This is a genomic window from Streptomyces sp. NPDC018947, from assembly GCF_044390505.1.
Lineage (GTDB): Bacteria > Actinomycetota > Actinomycetes > Streptomycetales > Streptomycetaceae > Streptomyces.
In genome coordinates this window covers 49,934-68,620 of record NZ_JBIRZD010000020.1, presented here as the reverse complement: position 1 = coordinate 68,620, position 18,687 = coordinate 49,934, and the positions used below count along the sequence as shown (strand labels likewise).

The following is an 18,687-nucleotide window of genomic DNA, read 5'->3' as shown; positions in this document are numbered from 1 at the left end:
TCCCGGAGGACGGCCGGAATCCGCCGCGCAGGCCATAGGCTGGCGGAACCAATCACGACCACCTCTTTTGCGGCATCCGGAGACCACGGTGCAATTCCACGACTCGATGATCAGCCTCGTCGGCAACACCCCGCTGGTGCGGCTCAACAGCGTGACCAAGGGCATCAGGGCGACCGTCCTGGCCAAGGTGGAGTACTTCAACCCCGGCGGCTCGGTCAAGGACCGCATCGCCTTGCGCATGATCGAGGCGGCCGAGCAGAGCGGGGCGCTGAAGCCCGGCGGCACGATCGTCGAGCCCACCAGCGGCAACACGGGCGTCGGACTCGCCATCGTGGCCCAGCAGAAGGGCTACAAGTGCATCTTCGTCTGCCCCGACAAGGTGTCCACGGACAAGATCAACGTGCTGCGCGCCTACGGCGCCGAGGTCGTGGTCTGCCCGACGGCCGTCGACCCGGAGCACCCGGACTCCTACTACAACGTCTCCGACCGCCTGGTCCGCGAGACGCCGGGCGCCTGGAAGCCGGACCAGTACTCCAACCCGAACAACCCGCTCTCCCACTACCACTCGACCGGCCCCGAGCTGTGGGAGCAGACGGAGGGGAAGATCACCCACTTCGTCGCGGGCGTCGGCACCGGCGGCACCATCTCCGGCACCGGGCGCTACCTGAAGGAGGCCAGCGACGGCCGGGTGAAGGTGATCGGCGCGGACCCCGAGGGCTCGGTGTACTCCGGCGGCTCCGGACGCCCGTACCTCGTCGAGGGCGTCGGTGAGGACTTCTGGCCGACCGCGTACGACCGGACCGTCGCGGACGAGATCGTCGCCGTCTCCGACAAGGACTCCTTCCAGATGACCCGCCGCCTCGCCAAGGAGGAGGGCCTGCTGGTGGGCGGCTCCTGCGGCATGGCCGTGGTCGCGGCGCTGGAGGTGGCCGAGCGGCTCGGCGAGGACGACGTGGTGGTCGTCCTGCTGCCGGACAGCGGACGCGGCTACCTCAGCAAGATCTTCAACGACGAGTGGATGGCCGACTACGGCTTCCTGGAGGACGCCGGCCCCAGCGCCCGCGTCGGCGACGTCCTGAACGACAAGGAGCACGGCGCCATCCCCTCCCTCGTCCACATGCACCCGGACGAGACCGTCGGCCAGGCCATCGAGGTGCTGCGCGAGTACGGCGTCTCGCAGATGCCGATCGTCAAGCCCGGCGCCGGCCACCCGGACGTGATGGCCGCCGAGGTCGTCGGCTCGGTCGTGGAACGCGAGCTGCTGGACGCCCTGTTCGCCAAGCGCGCCTCGCTGGAGGACCCGCTGGAGAAGCACATGTCGGACCCGCTGCCGCAGGTCGGCTCCGGTGAGCCGGTCGCCGACCTGATGTCCGTGCTCGGCTCGGCCGACGCGGCGATCGTCCTGGTCGAGGGCAAGCCGACCGGTGTGGTGAGCCGTCAGGACCTGCTGGCGTTCCTGGCCAAGGGCGGCAAGTAGGGGACGACGGGGCACCGCCGGGCCCGGTGATCTTCGCGGCTTCGCGGAAGCGGTACGCACGCGTCATGTCCGCGCAGCACACGCTTAACACGGGTCCGGCAGAGTGAGGGATGTCGGCGGGACGGGAGCGGCTCCCCGTTCCGGCCGGCACCGAACGGCGTCACGGACCTTCCGGAGCGGCTCCCGGACCTCCACCGACGCCATGGACGCGCCGCCCCGGCCGTGAGGCCCGGCGCCGCGTCCCCCGCGGGGACCGTCGTCGTCCCGCCCCCCGGTGACGGGGGTGCGGCGGTCCCCGCGCAGTCCTGCCCGGCCCGTCGCACCACCCGTGCGGCGGGCCGGCGCGGCTCAGTCGTCGAGGCCGTCCCCCTGGTGCGGCCGGCGGCGCCCGAAGAGCCCCGGACGGGTGCGGGCCGCCTGGACGACGTTCACCGCGACGACGCCCGCCCAGGTGACCAGCAGTCCGGAAAGGCCGGCGACGCCGCCGCCGATCCCGGAGAGCGGCACGGCGAGGACCAGCGACACGATGCCGAAGCCGAAGCGCTCACCGAAGGAGTCCGTCGGCCTCGGCGTCCGGCTGTCCCGGGCCGCCGTCATCTGCTGCTCGGCGAGGTGCCTGCGCACCCGGCGCTCCACCGCGCCGTCGATGCGCTGATCGACCTTCTCCAGGAACGAGTCGACCAGCGCGGACTCGTACTCCTCGCCCAGCTCCCTGCGGGTCTGCAGGGTGGCGTCGAGTTCCTTCTTGAGTTCGGTGTCCCGCCCGTCCATTCCCGTCATGGTCCCCACGGTAGGGAGCCGGGGCGGCCCCGGCACTGGGGTTAGCCCCCGTTTCCGGGCGGGGGGTGGCTGCGGGGGAGGAGCGCTCGCGGCGCCGGGAGGGGCGCTCGCTGTATAACGGTATGCAGAAATCGCGGCGTGAATAGGTCGAGGGGGAGCACGGGATGAGCGGGACCGGCGGGAGCGACAGCCCGGCCGCACGGCTGCAGGCGCTCTTCGAGGGGCACCGGCTGACGCCGACCCAGCGGCGCATCGCGCACAGCATGGTGCGGCGCGCGTCCGACGTGCCCTTCCTGTCCAGCGTGGAACTGGCCGACCTGGCCGGGGTCAGCCAGCCGTCCGTGACCCGGTTCGCCGTCGCCCTCGGCTTCGACGGCTACCCGGCGCTGCGCCGCCATCTGCGCGAGGTCGCCCCCGTGGAACCGGCCGCGGACACCGGCTCCTGCAACGAGTACCAGCAGGCCGTGGAGGCCGAGATCGCCAACCTGCGGCACCTGGCGGAGGCGCTGGCCGACCCCGGGCCGGTGCGGGAGGCGGGCCGGGTCCTCGCGGGCAGCCGGCCGCTGCCGGTCCTCGGGCTGCGGGCCGCGGCCGCCCAGGCGCACGGCTTCGCCTACTTCGCCGCCAAGGTCCACCCCGACGTCCGCCTCCTCAACGAGGGCGGCACGATGATCCACGACCGCATCGACGCCGCCGTCCGCGCCGGGGCGAGCGCACTGCTCTGCTTCGCCCTGCCCCGGCATCCGCGCGAGGTCGTCGACACGCTCGCCCACGCCAAGGAGGCGGGGCTCCTGGTGGTGACCGTCGCCGACTCCGCCTTCGCGCCGGTCGCCAAGGTGTCCGACCTGCTGCTGCCCGCCGCCGTCGGCACGGGCCTCGCCTTCGACACGGCCTGCGCGCCGATGCTGCTGGGCCGGGTGCTGCTGGAGGCGATGTGCGACGACCTGCCGGACGCGCAGGCCCGGCTGGAGGAGTTCGACGCGAAGGCGGCGGCACGGGGGCTGTTCGTGGAGTGACGCGGACGGCCGACGCCTTCTCAGACTCGTCTCAGCTTGCCCCGTTACCTTGCTGCGCCTGACACGTCCGTCAGACGCATCGCACGGACAGGACATGGGACGGGAGGCCGGAACGTGGCGCGTGGAGGACAGGGACTGGCTCGGGTCGCCGTCGTCGTACGGGCGGGGGCGGCACCGCTGTGGTGGCTGGGCGTACTCGCGGCGGGCATCGGGACGCTGGTGCCGGGCCTGACCGGACGCCGGATCGGGGTACTGGCCGGCGCGGCGCTGTTCGTCGTGGCGGTGGCCGTCGTGGCGTCCGTGCGCCGCAAGCGGTACTCCGCCCTGTCCGCCTCGGCCGCCCGCGCGGGCAAGCACGACGTGCTCCAGGACCGCGCGGTGACCGTCCGCAACTGGCGCCGGGGGCACCGCTGGTGGCTGCTGCTCGCCTTCCTCGCCGCCGTCGGCAGCGCCTTCGCGGTGCCCGCGGCGGCCGGGCTGCTGATGGCCGGCTGCGGGGTGGGCCTGTGGCTGAAGTCGGCCTGGATCGGCCGCCGCGAGGAGGCGGACGACGCCCTGCTGTGGGTCCGCGTGGACTGGCTCGACCGCGCCGCCGGCCGCCCGGCGGGCAAGGCCGTCAGGGCCTACCGCGGCACCGGCATCGCGGCGGGTGACGCGGCCCCCGGCGGCGCCAGGCGCAAGGCGGCGGCACTGGTCTGACCGGCGGCGGCTCCCGGGCCCTCCGCGAGGGCACCGGGAACCGCCGCGCCCGGCGGCTTCGGGGCGTGGCCTACGAACCCCCCGGGCCCTCACGGCGAAGGACGCCGGTCAGCGCGTCGGCGTGCTCCCCGCCCGCCTCGGCCACGATCTCCTCGATCTCCTGGGGCCGGCGCACGGGCGCGAAGGCGACGCCGCCGGCGCCCGACGCCACGAACCCGTAAATGCCGGGCCGCGCGAGGGAGTTGTAGGCGTAGTGGTGCGCGAAGTAGTACGCACCCGTGTCCAGGGCCGCCACGTAGTCGCCCTGCTCCAGCAGCGGCAGCTCCCGCGCCGTCGCCAGCAGGTCGCCCGCGAAGCACGCGGGCCCGGCCACGTCCTGCACCACGGCGGGCCCCTCCTTCGGCAGCCCCTTGCCGCTGTACGCGGCGATCCGCAGCGGCCACGCCTCGGGGGCGTACACCGTCCGCGTCGCCACCTGCACGCCCGCGTGCGTGACCGCGACCGGCCGCCCCCCGGCGCTCTTGGCGTACTCCACGCGCGCCACCACCGTGCCGTGCTCCGCCAGCAGCGACCGCCCGAACTCGGTGACCAGCCCGTACCGCCCGTCGAACAGCCCCGGCACCGCCTCCCGCAGCACACGCGCGTACTGCGCGTACGTCGGCGTCGTCTCCTCGGAGGCGAAGTTCACCGGCAGCCCGCCGCCGATGTCGAGCGTGTCCACCTGCCGGCGCCCGGCCCGCCCGTTGATCTCCTCGGCGAGCGCGTACGCCTCGGCCACGCCCTCGGCCATCAGGGCCAGCGGGATGCCCTGCGACCCGGTGTGCGCGTGCAGCCGGGTCAGCCACGGCCGGTCCAGGTACGCCCGTACGACCCACTCGCGCGCCCCCTCGTCGCGCAGCGCCACGCCGAACTTGGAGGTCGCCGTGGCCGTCGAGAGCGCCTCGATGGAGCCCCCGCCGATCTGCGGATTCACCCGGATGCCGAGGGGGGAGCGGGTCGTCGTCCCGGACGCCATCAGGGCGTCGACGCGCTCCAGCTCCTGCGGGTTGTCCGCGTTGACGGCGATGCCCAGCGACAGCGCCTCGCGCAGCTCGCCCGGCGTCTTGGCGGGCGAGTCCAGCACCGTGCGCTCCGCCGGCACCCCCGCCGCCCGCGCCAGCGCCAGCTCGCCCGGGCTCGCCACCTCCGCCCCGATGCCCTCCTGGTCGAGCAGCCGCAGCACCGGCACCAGCGGCGTCGCCTTCACGGCGAAGGCGTGCAGCACGGGCGTTCCGGGCGCCGTCACCGCCTCGAACGCCGCACGCAGTTCCGCCGCCGACTCCCGGATCCCGGTGACGTCCAGCAGCCCGGCGATCGGGGCGCCGGGTCCGAGCAGCCCCTGCTCCAGGGCCGCCCGCACCGCCTCGTCCCGCCGTGCCGCCCGCCGGGCCCCGCTGCCGCCGAGGGCGCCGGTCCCGTCCGTGCCGTCACTCATGTGCTCCTCCGTCCCCTCGCTGCCTGACCGACGCGCTCCAGCCAAACACCTGCGACGCGCTCGTGCCGGGACACGGCCGTATTGACTAGTTCTATTCAGGTGAGCAGGATATGAATATCCGCAGTACTCATCCGCCGGGAGCAAGCCACCAGGAGGCAGACCATGTCCGGACCCCGCCCGCCCGTCTCCCGCCACCGCCCTCAACCGAGGCCCTACGGGCCGCCTCCTGGTCCCGTCCGAGCGCCACGCGGTACGCAGCCGAGCGCCCTGGGCTGGCAGCAGGAGGCCGCCCTGCGGATGCTGCAGAACAACCTCGACCCCGAGGTCGCCGAGCACCCCGACAAGCTCGTCGTCTACGGCGGCACCGGCAAGGCCGCCCGCGACTGGCGCTCCTTCGACGCCATGGTCCGCACCCTGAAGACCCTCAAGCAGGACGAGACGATGCTCGTCCAGTCCGGCCGCCCCGTCGGTGTCATGCAGACCCACGAGTGGGCGCCGCGCGTCCTGATCGCCAACTCCAACCTCGTCGGCGACTGGGCGAACTGGGAGGAGTTCCGCCGCCTGGAGGCCCTCGGCCTGACCATGTACGGGCAGATGACCGCGGGCTCCTGGATCTACATCGGCACCCAGGGCATCCTCCAGGGCACCTACGAGACCTTCGCCGCCGTCGCCGCGAAGAAGTTCGGCGGCACCCTCGCCGGGACGATCACCCTCACCGCCGGCCTCGGCGGCATGGGCGGCGCCCAGCCCCTCGCCGTCACCATGAACGACGGCGTGGCGATCTGCGTCGACTGCGACCCGCGCGCCATCGACCGCCGCATCGAGCACCGCTACCTCGACGTGCGGGCCGACTCCCTCGACCACGCGCTCCAGCTCGCCACCGAGGCCCGCGACCGGCGCGAGCCGCTGTCCATCGGCGTCCTCGGCAACGCCGCCGAGCTGGTCCCGCAGCTCCTCGCCATGGGCGCGCCGATCGACATCGTCACCGACCAGACCTCGGCCCACGACCCGCTGGCCTACCTCCCCGTCGGGATCGCCTTCGAGGACATGGCCGACGCCGCCGCCAAGGACCCGGCCGGCTTCACCACCCGCGCCCGCGAGTCCATGGCCCGGCACGTCGAGGCCATGGTCGGCTTCCAGGACGCCGGCGCCGAGGTCTTCGACTACGGCAACTCCATCCGCGGCGAGGCCCAGCTCGCCGGCTACGACCGCGCGTTCGCCTTCCCCGGCTTCGTCCCCGCCTACATCCGCCCCCTGTTCTGCGAGGGCAAGGGCCCCTTCCGCTGGGCGGCCCTGTCCGGAGACCCCGCCGACATCGCCAAGACCGACAAGGCGATCCTCGACCTCTTCCCGGAGAACGAGTCCCTGGCCCGCTGGATCAAAATGGCCGGCGAACGCGTCCACTTCCAGGGCCTGCCCGCCCGCATCTGCTGGCTCGGCTACGGCGAGCGCGACAAGGCCGGCGAGCGCTTCAACGACATGGTCGCGAGCGGTGAACTGGCCGCGCCGATCGTGATCGGCCGCGACCACCTGGACTGCGGCTCCGTCGCCTCCCCGTACCGCGAGACCGAGGCCATGCTCGACGGCTCCGACGCCATCGCCGACTGGCCGCTGCTCAACGCCATGGTCAACGTGGCCTCCGGCGCCTCCTGGGTCTCCCTCCACCACGGCGGCGGCGTCGGCATGGGCCGCTCGATCCACGCCGGGCAGGTCACCGTCGCCGACGGCACCGCGCTGGCCGGGGAGAAGATCCGCCGGGTCCTCACCAACGACCCCGGCATGGGCGTCATCCGGCACGTCGACGCCGGGTACGACATCGCCGAGTCCGTCGCCGGGGAGCGGGGCGTGCGGGTGCCCATGCGCGAGGGCCGCGAGGGTGACGGCGCGTGAGCTTCCACAGCATGTGGGCGGAGCTGCTGCCGGTCGGCCGCAGCTCCGCCTCCGGCGGCTACCGCAGGTTCGCCTGGACCGGCGCCGACGCCGACTGCCGGGCCTGGTTCCGGCAGCAGGCCGAGGCACGCGGACTGACCCACGAGGTCGACCGCAACGGCAACCAGTGGGCCTGGCTCGGCGACCCGGCCGCCGGGAACGCGGTCGTCACCGGGTCCCACCTGGACTCCGTGCCCGACGGCGGTGCCTTCGACGGCCCCCTCGGCGTGGTCTCCGCCTTCGCCGCCCTGGACGAACTGCGCGCGAGGGGAGCCCGGTTCACCAGGCCCCTCGGCATCGTCAACTTCGGCGACGAGGAGGGGGCCCGCTTCGGCCTCGCCTGCGTCGGCTCCCGGCTCACCGCGGGCGCGCTCACCGCCGAGGACGCCCGGCGCCTCACCGACGCCGACGGGATCACCCTGCCCGAGGCCATGGAGGCCGCCGGGTACGACCCCGACGCCATCGGCCCCGACCCCGAACGGCTCGCCCGCATCGGCGCGTTCGTCGAGCTCCACGTCGAGCAGGGCCGCGCCCTCGACCTGTCCGGCGACCGCATCGGCATCGCGTCCGCCATCTGGCCGCACGGACGCTGGCGGTTCGACTTCCGGGGCGAGGCCAACCACGCCGGGACCACCCGCCTCGCCGACCGGCGCGACCCCATGCCGTCCTACGCCGAGACCGTCCTCGCCGCCCGCCGCGAGGCCGAACTCGCCGGTGCCGTCGCCACCTTCGGCAAGATCGCCGTCGAGCCGAACGGCGTCAACGCGATCCCGTCCCTGGTGCGCGGCTGGCTCGACTCCCGCGCCGCCGACCAGGCGAGCCTGGACACCGTGGTCACCGGCATCGAGAAGGCCGCCCGCGAGTACGCCGCCGCCCACGGCGTGGACCTCGACGTCGTCCGCGAGTCCTTCACGCCGGTCGTGGAGTTCGACCACGCCCTGCGCGACGAACTGGCCCGCATCCTCGGCCACGACACCGAGCTGTCGGTCCCCGTCCTCGGCACCGGCGCCGGACACGACGCCGGGATCCTCTCCGGACGCGTTCCGACCGCCATGCTGTTCGTACGCAACCCCACCGGCGTCTCGCACTCCCCGGCCGAATCCGCGACCGAGGACGACTGCGTGGCCGGGGTGACGGCACTCGCCGACGTACTGGAAGGGCTGGCCCGCACGTGACGACCACCGCACGGACGTACTGGCTGGAGCACGCCTGGCTCGGCACCCACGCCGAGCCGGGCGTCGCCGTGGACGTGCGCGACGGCCGCGTCGCCGCCGTCCGCACCGGCACCCCCGCGCCGCCGCCCGGCGCCGAGGTGCTGCGCGGCCTGACCCTGCCCGGCCTCGCCAACGCGCACTCGCACGCCTTCCACCGCGCCCTGCGCGGCACCGTCCAGGTCGGCTCCGGCACCTTCTGGACCTGGCGCGAGGTCATGTACTCCGTCGCGGACCGGCTGGACCCCGACACCTACCGCGACCTCGCCCGCGCGGTCTACGCCGAGATGGCGCTCGCCGGCGTCACCGCGGTCGGCGAGTTCCACTACGTCCACCACGCCCCGGACGGCACCCCCTACGCCGACCCCAACGCGATGGGCGAGGCCCTGATCGAGGCCGCCGCCGACGCCGGCATCCGCATCACCCTCCTCGACACCTGCTACCTGTCCTCCGGCTTCGGCGAGCGCCCCAACGCCCACCAGCTCCGCTTCTCGGACGGCACGGCCGACGCCTGGGCCGAACGCTGTTCCCTTCTCCGGGAACGGGACCACGCGCGGATCGGAGCCGCGATCCACTCCGTACGGGCCGTGCCCGCCGGACAGTTGGCGACCGTGGCGGACTGGGCCGCGGAGCGGCGGGCCCCGCTGCACGTGCACCTGTCGGAGCAGACCGTCGAGAACGAGGCGTGCCTGCGAGCCCACGGACGCACCCCCACCCGGCTCCTCGCCGACCACGGCGTGCTCGGCCCCCGCACCACCGGCGTCCACAACACGCACCTCACCGACGAGGACATCGCCCTGCTCGGCGGCAGCCGCACCGGCACCTGCATGTGCCCGACCACCGAACGGGACCTCGCCGACGGCATCGGCCCCGCCCCCGCGCTCCAGGCCGCCGGCTCCCCGCTCTGCCTCGGCTCCGACAGCCACGCCGTCGTCGACCTGCTGGAAGAGGCGCGCGCCCTGGAGCTGAACGAGCGCCTGCGCACCCGCACCCGCGGCCACTGGACCGCCGCCGCCCTGCTGCGCGCCGCCACCGCCGACGGCCACGCCGCCCTCGGCTGGGACGACACCGGCCGCATCGAGACGGGCGCCCGCGCCGACCTCACCACGATCGCGCTGGACTCGGTCAGGACAGCGGGCCCGCTGCCCCGGCTCGGCGCCGAGACGGCCGTGTTCGCGGCGACCGCGGCGGACGTACGGCACACGATCGTGGGCGGACGGCACGTCGTACGCGACGGGGCGCACGCCCTCGTCCCCGACGTACCGCAGGCCCTCGCGCGGGCCGTGGAAGCCCTGCGCGCATGACCCCCCGCCCCCGCCCCCACGAGGATGTCCCGGACACCATGAGCACCAGCACCGTCATCACCAACATCGCCACGCTGGTCACCAACGACCCCTCCCTCGGCGACAACTCCCCCCTCGGACTGGTCCGGGACGCGGCCGTCGTCATCGAGGGCGACCGCGTCGCGTGGACCGGTGGATCAGGCGAAGCACCCGCCGCCGACAACCGGGTCGACGCCGGCGGCCGGGCCGTCCTGCCCGGCTTCGTCGACTCGCACTCCCACCTCCTCTTCGCGGGCGACCGCACCGAGGAGTTCAACGCCCGCATGTCCGGCCGCCCCTACAGCGCGGGCGGCATCCGCACCACGGTCGCCGCCACCCGCGCCGCGAGCGACGAGGAACTGGAGGCGGGCCTCACCCGCTACCTCGCGGAGGCCCTGCGCCAGGGCACCACCACCTTCGAGACCAAGTCCGGCTACGGCCTGACCACCGCCGACGAGTCCCGCGCCCTGCGCATCGCCGCCCGCCACACCGACGAGGTGACGTTCCTCGGCGCCCACATCGTCGCCCCCGAACTCGCCGACGACCCGGCCGCCTACGTCGCCCTCGTCACCGGAGAGATGCTCGACGCCTGCGCCCCGCACGCCCGCTGGATCGACGTGTTCTGCGAGAAGGGCGCCTTCGACGGCGACCAGGCCCGCGCCATCCTCACCGCCGGCCGGGCCAAGGGCCTGCACCCCCGCGTCCACGCCAACCAGCTCACCTACGGACCCGGTGTGCAACTGGCCGTCGAGCTGGACGCCGCCAGCGCCGACCACTGCACCCACCTCACCGACGCCGACGTGGACGCCCTCGCGGGCAGCCGCACGGTCGCCACGCTGCTGCCCGGCGCCGAGTTCTCCACCCGCGCCGCGTGGCCCGACGCCCGCCGCCTGCTGGACGCGGGCGCCACGGTCGCCCTGTCCACCGACTGCAACCCCGGATCGTCCTTCACGTCCTCCGTGCCGTTCTGCATCGCGCTCGCCGTACGGGACATGGGGATGACGCCGGACGAGGCGGTCTGGTCGGCCACCGCGGGAGGCGCCGCCGCCCTGCGCCGCGACGACATCGGCCGCATCACGCCGGGCGCCCGCGCCGACCTGATCCTCCTCGACGCCCCCAGCCACGTACACCTGGCCTACCGGCCCGGCGTTCCCCTGGTCGAGGAGGTGTGGCGGCGCGGCGTACGCGTGGCCTGACGCCCGTCCCCGCCGCCCGCCCGGACGGCGGGGACGGCCCGCCGGAGCTGGTCCGTCCGCCTCCTCGCGCCCCGTGCCACCGCGGGCACCGGTCGACCTGCCGGCCGGTAGGGGTGGCCCGTAGTGGGGGAAGGACGCGGGAGGAAAGAGTTCCCGCGGGTGACAGGAGGCGCGGGACCCGAAGGGGGCGGCCCGGTCCCGGGCCGCCCCCTGGAGGACAAGCGTCACGCGGTGAGGATCACTCCTCGACCGTGAGCCCCTTGCGCAGCCGTACCAGCGTCCGCGACAGCAGCCGGGACACGTGCATCTGCGAGATGCCCAGTTCCTCGCCGATCTCCGACTGGGTCATGCCCGCCACGAAGCGCAGGGACAGGATCTTCCGGTCCCGCGGCGGCAGTTCGGCGATCAGCGGCTTGAGCGACTCGACGTACTCGATGCCCTCGAGTCCGTTGTCCTCGTAGCCGATGCGGTCGGCGAGGGCGCCCTCGGAGTCGTCCTCCTCCGGCTGGGCGTCCAGCGAGGAGGCGGTGTAGGCGTTGGACGCGGCCATGCCCTCGACGACCTCGTCCCTGGACAGGCCGAGGTGCTCGGCCAGCTCGGAGACGGTCGGGGCGCGGTCGAGCCGCTGGGCCAGTTCGTCGCCGGCCTTGGCCAGGTCGAGCCGCAGCTCCTGGAGGCGGCGCGGGACCCGCACGGACCACGAGGTGTCGCGGAAGAAGCGCTTGATCTCGCCGATGATGGTAGGCATCGCGAACGTGGGGAACTCGACCCCGCGCGACATCTCGAAGCGGTCGATCGCCTTGATCAGGCCGATGGTGCCGACCTGGATGATGTCCTCCATCGGCTCGCTGCGGGAGCGGAAGCGGGAGGCGGCGAACTTGACCAGGGCGAGGTTCAGCTCGACGAGCGTGTTGCGTACGTACGCGTACTCGTGGGTGCCTTCCTCCAGCGACTCAAGCCGCGCGAAGAGGGTCTTGGAGAGGGCTCGGGCGTCGGCCGGAGCCACCTCGTCGTAGGCGGGGATGTCCGGAAGCCCGGCGAGGGCGTCGTGCTCGACGCCCGCCTCAAGGTGCTCGATGGGATCCAGATGTTCCGGAGGGGGTGTCGACGTCGCATTCCGGGTACGCGATCCGTCGAGCCGGGGTGACATGATGTCCTCCATCGTTCTCGGCATACGGCTGCCGAAGCCAATTGCGTGCACTGCGGTGTGCGGCGCCTCCAAAGCCGGCCGTGTCGGTTACGTGTTCCTACTAGCCCTACCGGGTTTACCGAGCCCACCGCAAGTGTGTTCTGTGCGGGTATGTCCGTTTGTGTGCGGTTGTTCGGGTGTCGGAGTGCCGTGGGAAGGCGTAGTGTTCGAGGGCGTCAGCAGCAGTCACGACGTCGGGAGAGAGAGACGGCATGGACCGCGGGACGGTCGGCAGCGCACAGTCGGGCCGGCTTCTGGTCGAGGTGCGCGAAGAAGGCCCCAGTGCCGTCGTGACCCCGGCGGGTGAGCTGGATCACCACACCGCCGATCTGTTGCGCGAGCCACTCGAGGAGTGCCTCGCCAAGGGATTCAGCCGGCTCGTCGTCGACTGTTCGCGCCTGGAGTTCTGCGACTCCACGGGACTCAACGTCCTGCTGGGCGCACGGTTGAAGGCCGAGGCCGCGGGGGGTGGCGTACATCTCGTCGGGATGCAGCCGGTGGTGGCGCGCGTGTTCGAGATCACGGGGGCCGAGGCGGTCTTCACCCTCCACGACACGCTCGAGGCGGCCCTGTCCGACGAGTCCGACTGAACCGGCGCCCTCGGGCGCGGCGGCGGGTCTCGCGCGGCCTCAGGTGCCGGCGTTCTCACCCTGCCCCGTGTTTCGTGGCGAATACAGGGGTGTTCCACCGGTCCGGTCGGGCAGGAGACACCCTGACTGCGACTGTGACTGAGAACGACGTTGAAACATGAACTGGTGAATCGGTGAGGTGAAGCGCTGATGAGCACCACCCGGCCCTACTCGCCGGGCGACCGCGGTCCGGAGCCCAGCGGCGCTTCCGGGGCGTCCGAGGGGGGCGTACCCGGGCCCGGTGAGCCCGGTGGAGGCGACGCGTCCGCTCCTGGGACCGGCGTGCCCGCGCCCGCGGCCGTGGCCGGCCGCCAGGTCCGCAAGCTGAGCTTCGACGACCAGAGCGGCGTCGTCCCGCTCGCCCGCGACTTCACCCGCCAGGCGCTGTACGCCTGGGGCTGGCTGCCGTCGGCCACCGCCGACCAGCGTGCCGCCGCCGAGGACGTGCTGCTCGTCGTCTCCGAGCTGGTCACCAACGCGTGTCTGCACGCGGAGGGCCCGGACGAGCTGTGGATCACCTGCGAGAAGAAGGTGATCCGTGTGGAGGTCTCCGACCGCGGTACGGGCCAGCCCGCGCCGCGCACGCCGCACCGCGCCGGGCGTCCCGGCGGCCACGGCATGTTCATCGTCCAGCGGCTGTGCCTGGACTGGGGCGTCGTGCGGACGCCCGGGGTCGCGGGCAAGCGCGTGTGGGCGGAGCTGGGCGCACCGGCGTAGCGCCGGGCGCGTCCCCCTCGTCCCGCGGGCGCCTGCGCCCGCGCCCTTCCCTCGCATCCTTACGACCCCGCCGCGGGCCTCGGGCCCTGGCGCGCCGGGTCTCCTCCCGTCGTCACGGATTCCCTCCCGGGCCCTTCAGGCACCGGGAAGCCACGCGTGCCCGCGGCTGTGGCACCACGGCGCCCCGCCCGCGGCCGAGCACGCGCGGCGGCACGGAAAACGCCCGGAGGGCCACCGCATCCGCCTGGGACGGGTGACCCTCCGGGAGCAAGGTCCGGCCGGGGGACGTCTCAGCGGACGTCGCCCATGAGCTCCTTGACGCGCTTGCGGTACATCCAGATCGCCACACCGGCGACCACGGCGAGCGTGGCCTCGAGGGCGACGATGCCCGTCTTGTTGAGGTCGACGCCGGCGATGGAGAGCAGACCGGTCGTGGCGTCACCGGCGGTGACGGCCAGGAACCAGACGCCCATCATCTGCGAGGCGTACTTCACGGGCGCCATCTTCGTGGTGACCGACAGGCCGACCGGGGAGAGCAGCAGCTCACCGCAGGTCTGGACGAAGTAGATCGCCACCAGCCACATCGCGGCCGCCTTGTGACCGCCGTCGGCGATCGCCAGCGGGGCGAGGAAGAGGAAGAAGGACGCGCCGACCAGGACCAGGCCGAACGAGAACTTCACGATCGTGCTCGGCTCCTTGCCGCGGCGCGCGAGCGCCAGCCACACGGAGGCGAAGACCGGGGCCAGGGCCATGATGATGACCGGGTTGACCGACTGGTACCAGGAGACCGGGAACTCCCAGCCGAGGACGCTGTTCTCGGCCGAGGAGTCGGCGAAGATCGACAGCGTGGAGCCGCCCTGGTCGTAGATCATCCAGAACACGGCCGCGGCGACGAAGAACCAGATGTACGCCGACATCTTCGACTGCTCGGCGCGGTCCAGCGACCTGTCGCGCTTGATGCGGGTCAGCACCAGCACCGGGATGATCACGCCGAGCAGGGTCAGCGGGACCAGGATCCAGTTCAGCGTGTAGTGGCCGGAGAAGCCGACGATCGCGTAGAACACCACGGCGATCGCGGCCCAGAACGCGGCCTTGCGCAGCGTCGAGGTCTTCTCCTCCACCGACAGCGGCTTCGGGACCACGCTGGAGTGGGGGGCGAGGTGGCGGCTGCCGATCAGGAACTGGGCCACACCGAGCGCCATGCCGACCGCGGCGAGCGCGAAGCCCAGGTGCCAGTTGACGCTCTCACCGATGGTGCCGATCGTCAGCGGCGCGACGAAGGCACCGAGGTTGATGCCCATGTAGAAGACGGTGAAGCCACCGTCGCGGCGCGGGTCGTCGGGACCGTCGTAGAGCTGGCCGACCATCGTCGAGATGTTGGCCTTCAGCAGACCCGAGCCGATGGCGACCAGGCCGAGGCCCGCGTAGAACGTGCCCGAGGAGGGCAGCGCCAGCGTCAGGTGGCCGAGCATGATGACGCCGCCGGCGATGGCGACGGTCTTGCGGGGACCCCAGACGCGGTCACCGAACCAGCCGCCCGGCATCGTGAGCAGGTACACCAACGACAGGTACACCGAGTAGATCGCGGTCGCGGTGCCGGCGTTGAGGCCGAGGCCGCCCGGAGCGACGAGGTACAGCGGGAGCAGAGCCCTCATGCCGTAGTAGGAGAAACGCTCCCACATCTCGGTCATGAAGAGAGTGGCCAGTCCGCGGGGGTGGCCGAAGAAGGTCTTCTCGGAACCGGGGGTGCCCGGGCGGACCGAGTCCTTCGTCAGGCTGGACGCCATGGTCGTTCCTTGCTGTCGGGACGCGCTCATGAGGCGATGCGCGCCCGGTGGGGGGCAGCCGGCACCGGCGGTCTCACCCGTCCCACCCCACGCCTGAGGGATTGCGCTCCGGATCACGAAGCGTCGGACGGCGACCACCGGGATCCACGCCTCCGCGCGCTTCACTGCACGCGACGAGGCCCGGCCACAGGTCATTCCTTTCAAGGCCGGCCGTGGACCGGCCCGCACGCAAAACAGACCTTCAGCGTCGAACTCTCGCCAAAGGTCCTCTGAGTGCTACAGGCGCTGATTCACCATACGGCAGGACACCGCCCGGTATGGAAGGACTTGAGACGCGGATCACAGGCGGCGGTGGAACCGGGAACGGCCTTTCGAAGGTCCATCCCAGGATGACACCCCACAGCCGCAGGTCCGTATCCGGGGCCGCGGGCCGCCCCGCGCGGCATGTGTCCGGCATGTCCACGGGTAAGAGCCCCCGCGGTCGATCACACCCCGGACGTTGCTCCGAGCGGACTACCATCAGCTCATGACCCGTGTACTGCTCGCCGAGGACGACGCGTCCATCTCGGAGCCGCTGGCCCGCGCCCTGCGCCGGGAAGGGTACGAGGTCGAGGTGCGTGAGGACGGCCCCACGGCACTCGACGCCGGGATGCAGGGCGGCATCGACCTGGTGGTGCTGGACCTCGGGCTGCCCGGCATGGACGGGCTGGAGGTCGCCCGCCGGCTGCGCTCCGAGGGGCACGCCGTGCCGATCCTCATCCTGACCGCCCGCGCCGACGAGGTGGACACCGTCGTCGGCCTGGACGCGGGGGCGGACGACTACGTCACCAAGCCGTTCCGGCTGGCCGAGCTGCTGGCCCGGGTCCGGGCCCTGCTGCGGCGCGGCGCCGCCGAGCCCCAGCAGCCGCCCGCCACGCACGGCGTGCGCATCGACGTCGAGTCCCACCGGGCCTGGATGGGCGACGAGGAGCTCCAGCTCACCGCCAAGGAGTTCGACCTGCTGCGGGTCCTGGTGCGCGACGCCGGCCGGGTCGTCACCCGCGACCAGCTCATGCGCGAGGTCTGGGACACCACTTGGTGGTCGTCCACGAAGACCCTCGACATGCACATCTCCTGGCTGCGCAAGAAGCTGGGGGACGACGCGGCCAATCCCCGCTACATCGCCACCGTGCGCGGCGTGGGCTTCCGCTTCGAGAAGAACTGAGCCCCCCGGGGCCGTACGCGCTTTACGTAGGGGAACATGCGCCGCCGACTGATCCAGTCCACGCTCGCCGTGGTGCTCGTCGTGATCGCCGTCTTCGGCGTCTCCCTCGTCATCGTCGAGACCCGCACGATCAGCAGCACCGCCCAGGAGCGCGTGGACCTGGAGGCGGTCCGGCTGGCCAGCATCGTGGACAGCAGGCTGCTCGGCACCGGGACCGTCGACGCGGGCTTCCTGCGCGAGCAGGTCGCGGACGCCCGGTACGCCGTGATCCGCATCCCCGGCAAGCCGGTCATCGAGGTCGGCAGCAAGCCCGACGGCGACGTGATCCGCGGCCGGGCCACCGGCGAGGAGGGCGAGACGGTCCTCGTGGAGGAACCGCGCTCCTCGGTGACCCGCGAGGTCGGCAGGACGCTGCTGATCATCGGCCTGGTGGCGCTGCTCGCGGTGATCGCCGCGGTGCTGCTGGCGATCCGCCAGGCCAACCGCCTCGCCTCCCCGCTCACCGACCTCGCCGAGACCGCCGAGCGCCTCGGCTCCGGCGACCCCCGCCCCCGGCACCGGCGCTACGGCGTCCCCGAGCTGGACCGGGTCGCGGACGTGCTCGACGCCTCCGCCGAGCGCATCGCCCGGATGCTGACCGCCGAACGCCGCCTGGCCGCCGACGCCTCCCACCAGCTGCGGACACCGCTGACGGCGCTGTCCATGCGGCTGGAGGAGATCACCCTCACCGACGACCCGGAGACGGTGAAGGAGGAGGCGACGATCGCGCTGTCGCAGGTGGAGCGGCTGACGGACGTCGTGGACCGGCTGCTGACCAACTCACGCGACCCCCGCAGCGGCTCGGCCGTCACCTTCGAGCTGGACGACGTCATCCAGCAGCAGATCGCCGAGTGGCGCCCCGCCTACCGCAGCTCCGGCCGCGCGATCGTCAGCTCCGGCAAGCGCCATCTGACGGCCGTGGGCACGCCGGGCGCGGTCGCGCAGGTGCTGGCCGCGCTGATCGAGAATTCCCTGATGCACGGCGGCGGCACCGTCGCCCTGCGCACCCGCGTCACCGGCAACCAGGCGGTGGTCGAGGTGACCGACGAGGGACCGGGCGTCCCGGCCGACCTCGGGGCGCGGATCTTCGAGCGCACCATCAGCGGGCGGAACTCGACCGGCATCGGCCTGGCCGTCGCGCGGGACCTCGCCGAGGCGGACGGCGGCCGGCTGGAGCTGCTCCAGTCCCGGCCCCCGGTCTTCGGCCTGTTCCTGTCCCGGACGCCGCCGCCGAAGAAGTCCTCGGACCAGGGCCCCACGGTGCGCTGAGCGCTGCCGTCAGCGGCGCGCGGCCGAGGCGTCGGTGCCGCGGATCACCGTCGGGTGCTCGTGCTCCATGAAGGTCTCCGCCCGCACCGGCTCGGGCGCCGGCAGCGCGCGGAAGACCCAGGTGCGGTAGGACCAGAAACGGAACAGGGTGCCGAGACCGATGCCGAGGAACTTGAAGATGTTGCTCTGCAGCGGGCTGTCCCAGCCGAAGCCGTACGTCGCCGTGTAGAGCACGCCGTTCTCGATCACCAGGCCGACCACGCTGAACAGCAGGAACAGCGTCATCTCACGGGTGCGCCCGCTCTTGTCGCGGTCCCGGTAGGTGAAGTAGCGGAAGCCCAGGTAGTTGAAGACGATCGCCACGACGGTGGCGACGATGCTCGCCCGCACGACCTGGAGGTCGGTGACGTGCCGGACCAGGTTGAAGACGAGGAGGTTGACCAGCACTCCCGCGCCGCCCACCGCTCCGAACTTCACGACCTCGCGGACGAGCCGGTCGATCCGCTGCCGCAGCGGGCCGCCGGACGCCGGGGGCGCGGGGGGAGCCGGGGGAGCCGTATGAGCACCCGAGGAACCATGTCCCATGGTCGTGCAGGCCCCCGTCCGTCGGTTGGCGTCGATCCCGTCATGCTAACCACCCGGGCACGCGATCTTCCTGCGGGCGCGGTCACGGCGCGGGAAGAGGGCCGGGGGCGGCCGGGGAAACGGCCGGTAAACCGGTGTGCCCGGCGCGGCCGATACGCTAGGGG

The 18,687-nt window shown here is 72.9% G+C and carries 16 protein-coding genes; 11 read left to right on the top strand and 5 right to left on the bottom strand.

The window, feature by feature from the left end; all coding sequences use genetic code 11:
- Positions 1-88: 88 nt before the first annotated feature.
- Positions 89-1,477 (top strand): cystathionine beta-synthase, encoded by a 1,389-nt coding sequence (locus ACH499_RS30745; protein ID WP_356205470.1) that lies wholly within the window; start codon positions 89-91, stop codon positions 1,475-1,477.
- Between the two features lie 348 nt (positions 1,478-1,825).
- Here the strand turns inward: ACH499_RS30745 and ACH499_RS30740 are convergent, their stop codons facing one another.
- Positions 1,826-2,257, bottom strand: a complete 432-nt coding sequence (locus ACH499_RS30740) for a hypothetical protein (RefSeq protein WP_399019952.1) — start codon at positions 2,255-2,257, stop codon at positions 1,826-1,828.
- A gap of 164 nt (positions 2,258-2,421) precedes the next feature.
- On the opposite strand from ACH499_RS30740, the gene ACH499_RS30735 reads away from it, so the two are divergent.
- Together ACH499_RS30735 and ACH499_RS30730 are read left to right on the top strand one after the other, a co-directional pair.
- A complete protein-coding gene (locus ACH499_RS30735; protein WP_356205468.1) occupies positions 2,422-3,273 on the top strand; it encodes a MurR/RpiR family transcriptional regulator in 852 nt (283 codons plus the stop codon).
- Between the two features lie 114 nt (positions 3,274-3,387).
- Positions 3,388-3,972 carry a hypothetical protein gene (locus tag ACH499_RS30730; protein WP_356205467.1) on the top strand — a complete coding sequence of 195 codons (585 nt, stop codon included), beginning with the start codon at positions 3,388-3,390 and terminating at the stop codon, positions 3,970-3,972.
- A gap of 70 nt (positions 3,973-4,042) precedes the next feature.
- On the opposite strand, the gene ACH499_RS30725 is transcribed toward ACH499_RS30730, so the two are convergent.
- Positions 4,043-5,446 (bottom strand): diaminopimelate decarboxylase, encoded by a 1,404-nt coding sequence (locus ACH499_RS30725; protein WP_399019949.1) that lies wholly within the window; start codon positions 5,444-5,446, stop codon positions 4,043-4,045.
- A 162-nt stretch (positions 5,447-5,608) separates the two neighbouring features.
- Between ACH499_RS30725 and hutU the strand changes: the two genes are divergently transcribed.
- The 4 genes from hutU to hutI are packed head-to-tail and all read left to right on the top strand — an operon-like array spanning position 5,609 to position 11,104.
- On the top strand, positions 5,609-7,336 hold the full coding sequence (gene hutU / locus ACH499_RS30720) for a urocanate hydratase (protein ID WP_399019946.1): 1,728 nt from the start codon (positions 5,609-5,611) through the stop codon (positions 7,334-7,336).
- The gene (locus ACH499_RS30715) at positions 7,333-8,550 is read left to right on the top strand and encodes an allantoate amidohydrolase (protein ID WP_356205464.1); all 1,218 of its coding nucleotides are present in this window, start codon (positions 7,333-7,335) and stop codon (positions 8,548-8,550) included. The genes hutU and ACH499_RS30715 overlap by 4 nt, the downstream gene beginning before the upstream one ends.
- Positions 8,547-9,890, top strand: coding sequence for a formimidoylglutamate deiminase (locus ACH499_RS30710; RefSeq protein ID WP_399019944.1), 1,344 nt, complete (start codon positions 8,547-8,549; stop codon positions 9,888-9,890). Before ACH499_RS30715 ends, ACH499_RS30710 begins: the two co-directional genes overlap by 4 nt.
- A 38-nt stretch (positions 9,891-9,928) precedes the next feature.
- Positions 9,929-11,104, top strand: a complete 1,176-nt coding sequence (gene hutI / locus ACH499_RS30705) for an imidazolonepropionase (protein ID WP_356205462.1) — start codon at positions 9,929-9,931, stop codon at positions 11,102-11,104.
- Positions 11,105-11,342: 238 nt separating this feature from the next.
- Here hutI and ACH499_RS30700 read toward each other — a convergent pair whose 3' ends face one another.
- Entirely contained in the window at positions 11,343-12,266 is a 924-nt protein-coding gene (locus ACH499_RS30700) for an RNA polymerase sigma factor SigF (protein ID WP_356205461.1), read from the bottom strand.
- 239 nt (positions 12,267-12,505) lie between these two features.
- On the opposite strand from ACH499_RS30700, the gene ACH499_RS30695 reads away from it, so the two are divergent.
- Both ACH499_RS30695 and ACH499_RS30690 read left to right on the top strand, forming a co-directional pair.
- Positions 12,506-12,883 carry an STAS domain-containing protein gene (locus ACH499_RS30695; protein WP_356205460.1) on the top strand — a complete coding sequence of 126 codons (378 nt, stop codon included), beginning with the start codon at positions 12,506-12,508 and terminating at the stop codon, positions 12,881-12,883.
- A gap of 189 nt (positions 12,884-13,072) precedes the next feature.
- Positions 13,073-13,639, top strand: a complete 567-nt coding sequence (locus tag ACH499_RS30690) for an ATP-binding protein (protein WP_356205459.1) — start codon at positions 13,073-13,075, stop codon at positions 13,637-13,639.
- A 290-nt stretch (positions 13,640-13,929) separates the two neighbouring features.
- On the opposite strand, the gene ACH499_RS30685 is transcribed toward ACH499_RS30690, so the two are convergent.
- On the bottom strand, positions 13,930-15,426 hold the full coding sequence (locus ACH499_RS30685) for an MFS transporter (protein ID WP_356205458.1): 1,497 nt from the start codon (positions 15,424-15,426) through the stop codon (positions 13,930-13,932).
- Positions 15,427-15,952: 526 nt separating this feature from the next.
- On the opposite strand from ACH499_RS30685, the gene ACH499_RS30680 reads away from it, so the two are divergent.
- On the top strand, positions 15,953-16,630 hold the full coding sequence (locus ACH499_RS30680) for a response regulator transcription factor (RefSeq protein WP_077798502.1): 678 nt from the start codon (positions 15,953-15,955) through the stop codon (positions 16,628-16,630).
- Positions 16,631-16,666: 36 nt separating this feature from the next.
- On the top strand, positions 16,667-17,938 hold the full coding sequence (locus tag ACH499_RS30675) for an ATP-binding protein (protein ID WP_356205457.1): 1,272 nt from the start codon (positions 16,667-16,669) through the stop codon (positions 17,936-17,938).
- 9 nt (positions 17,939-17,947) lie between these two features.
- On the opposite strand, the gene ACH499_RS30670 is transcribed toward ACH499_RS30675, so the two are convergent.
- The gene (locus ACH499_RS30670; protein WP_356205456.1) at positions 17,948-18,523 is read right to left on the bottom strand and encodes a GtrA family protein; all 576 of its coding nucleotides are present in this window, start codon (positions 18,521-18,523) and stop codon (positions 17,948-17,950) included.
- Positions 18,524-18,687: the final 164 nt, after the last annotated feature.

Excerpts from the sequence above, each read along its gene's own strand:
- ACH499_RS30670 (WP_356205456.1), bottom strand. The coding sequence starts at position 18,523 with ATGGGACATGGTTCCTCGGGTGCTCATACGGCTCCCCCGGCTCCCCCC.
- hutU (WP_399019946.1), top strand. The coding sequence starts at position 5,609 with ATGTCCGGACCCCGCCCGCCCGTCTCCCGCCACCGCCCTCAACCGAGG.
- ACH499_RS30700 (WP_356205461.1), bottom strand. The coding sequence starts at position 12,266 with ATGGAGGACATCATGTCACCCCGGCTCGACGGATCGCGTACCCGGAAT.
- ACH499_RS30690 (WP_356205459.1), top strand. The coding sequence starts at position 13,073 with ATGAGCACCACCCGGCCCTACTCGCCGGGCGACCGCGGTCCGGAGCCC.
- ACH499_RS30735 (WP_356205468.1), top strand. The coding sequence starts at position 2,422 with ATGAGCGGGACCGGCGGGAGCGACAGCCCGGCCGCACGGCTGCAGGCG.
- hutI (WP_356205462.1), top strand. The coding sequence starts at position 9,929 with ATGAGCACCAGCACCGTCATCACCAACATCGCCACGCTGGTCACCAAC.
- ACH499_RS30680 (WP_077798502.1), top strand. The coding sequence starts at position 15,953 with ATGACCCGTGTACTGCTCGCCGAGGACGACGCGTCCATCTCGGAGCCG.
- ACH499_RS30725 (WP_399019949.1), bottom strand. The coding sequence starts at position 5,446 with ATGAGTGACGGCACGGACGGGACCGGCGCCCTCGGCGGCAGCGGGGCC.
- ACH499_RS30685 (WP_356205458.1), bottom strand. The coding sequence starts at position 15,426 with ATGGCGTCCAGCCTGACGAAGGACTCGGTCCGCCCGGGCACCCCCGGT.
- ACH499_RS30695 (WP_356205460.1), top strand. The coding sequence starts at position 12,506 with ATGGACCGCGGGACGGTCGGCAGCGCACAGTCGGGCCGGCTTCTGGTC.
- ACH499_RS30675 (WP_356205457.1), top strand. The coding sequence starts at position 16,667 with ATGCGCCGCCGACTGATCCAGTCCACGCTCGCCGTGGTGCTCGTCGTG.
- ACH499_RS30740 (WP_399019952.1), bottom strand. The coding sequence starts at position 2,257 with ATGACGGGAATGGACGGGCGGGACACCGAACTCAAGAAGGAACTCGAC.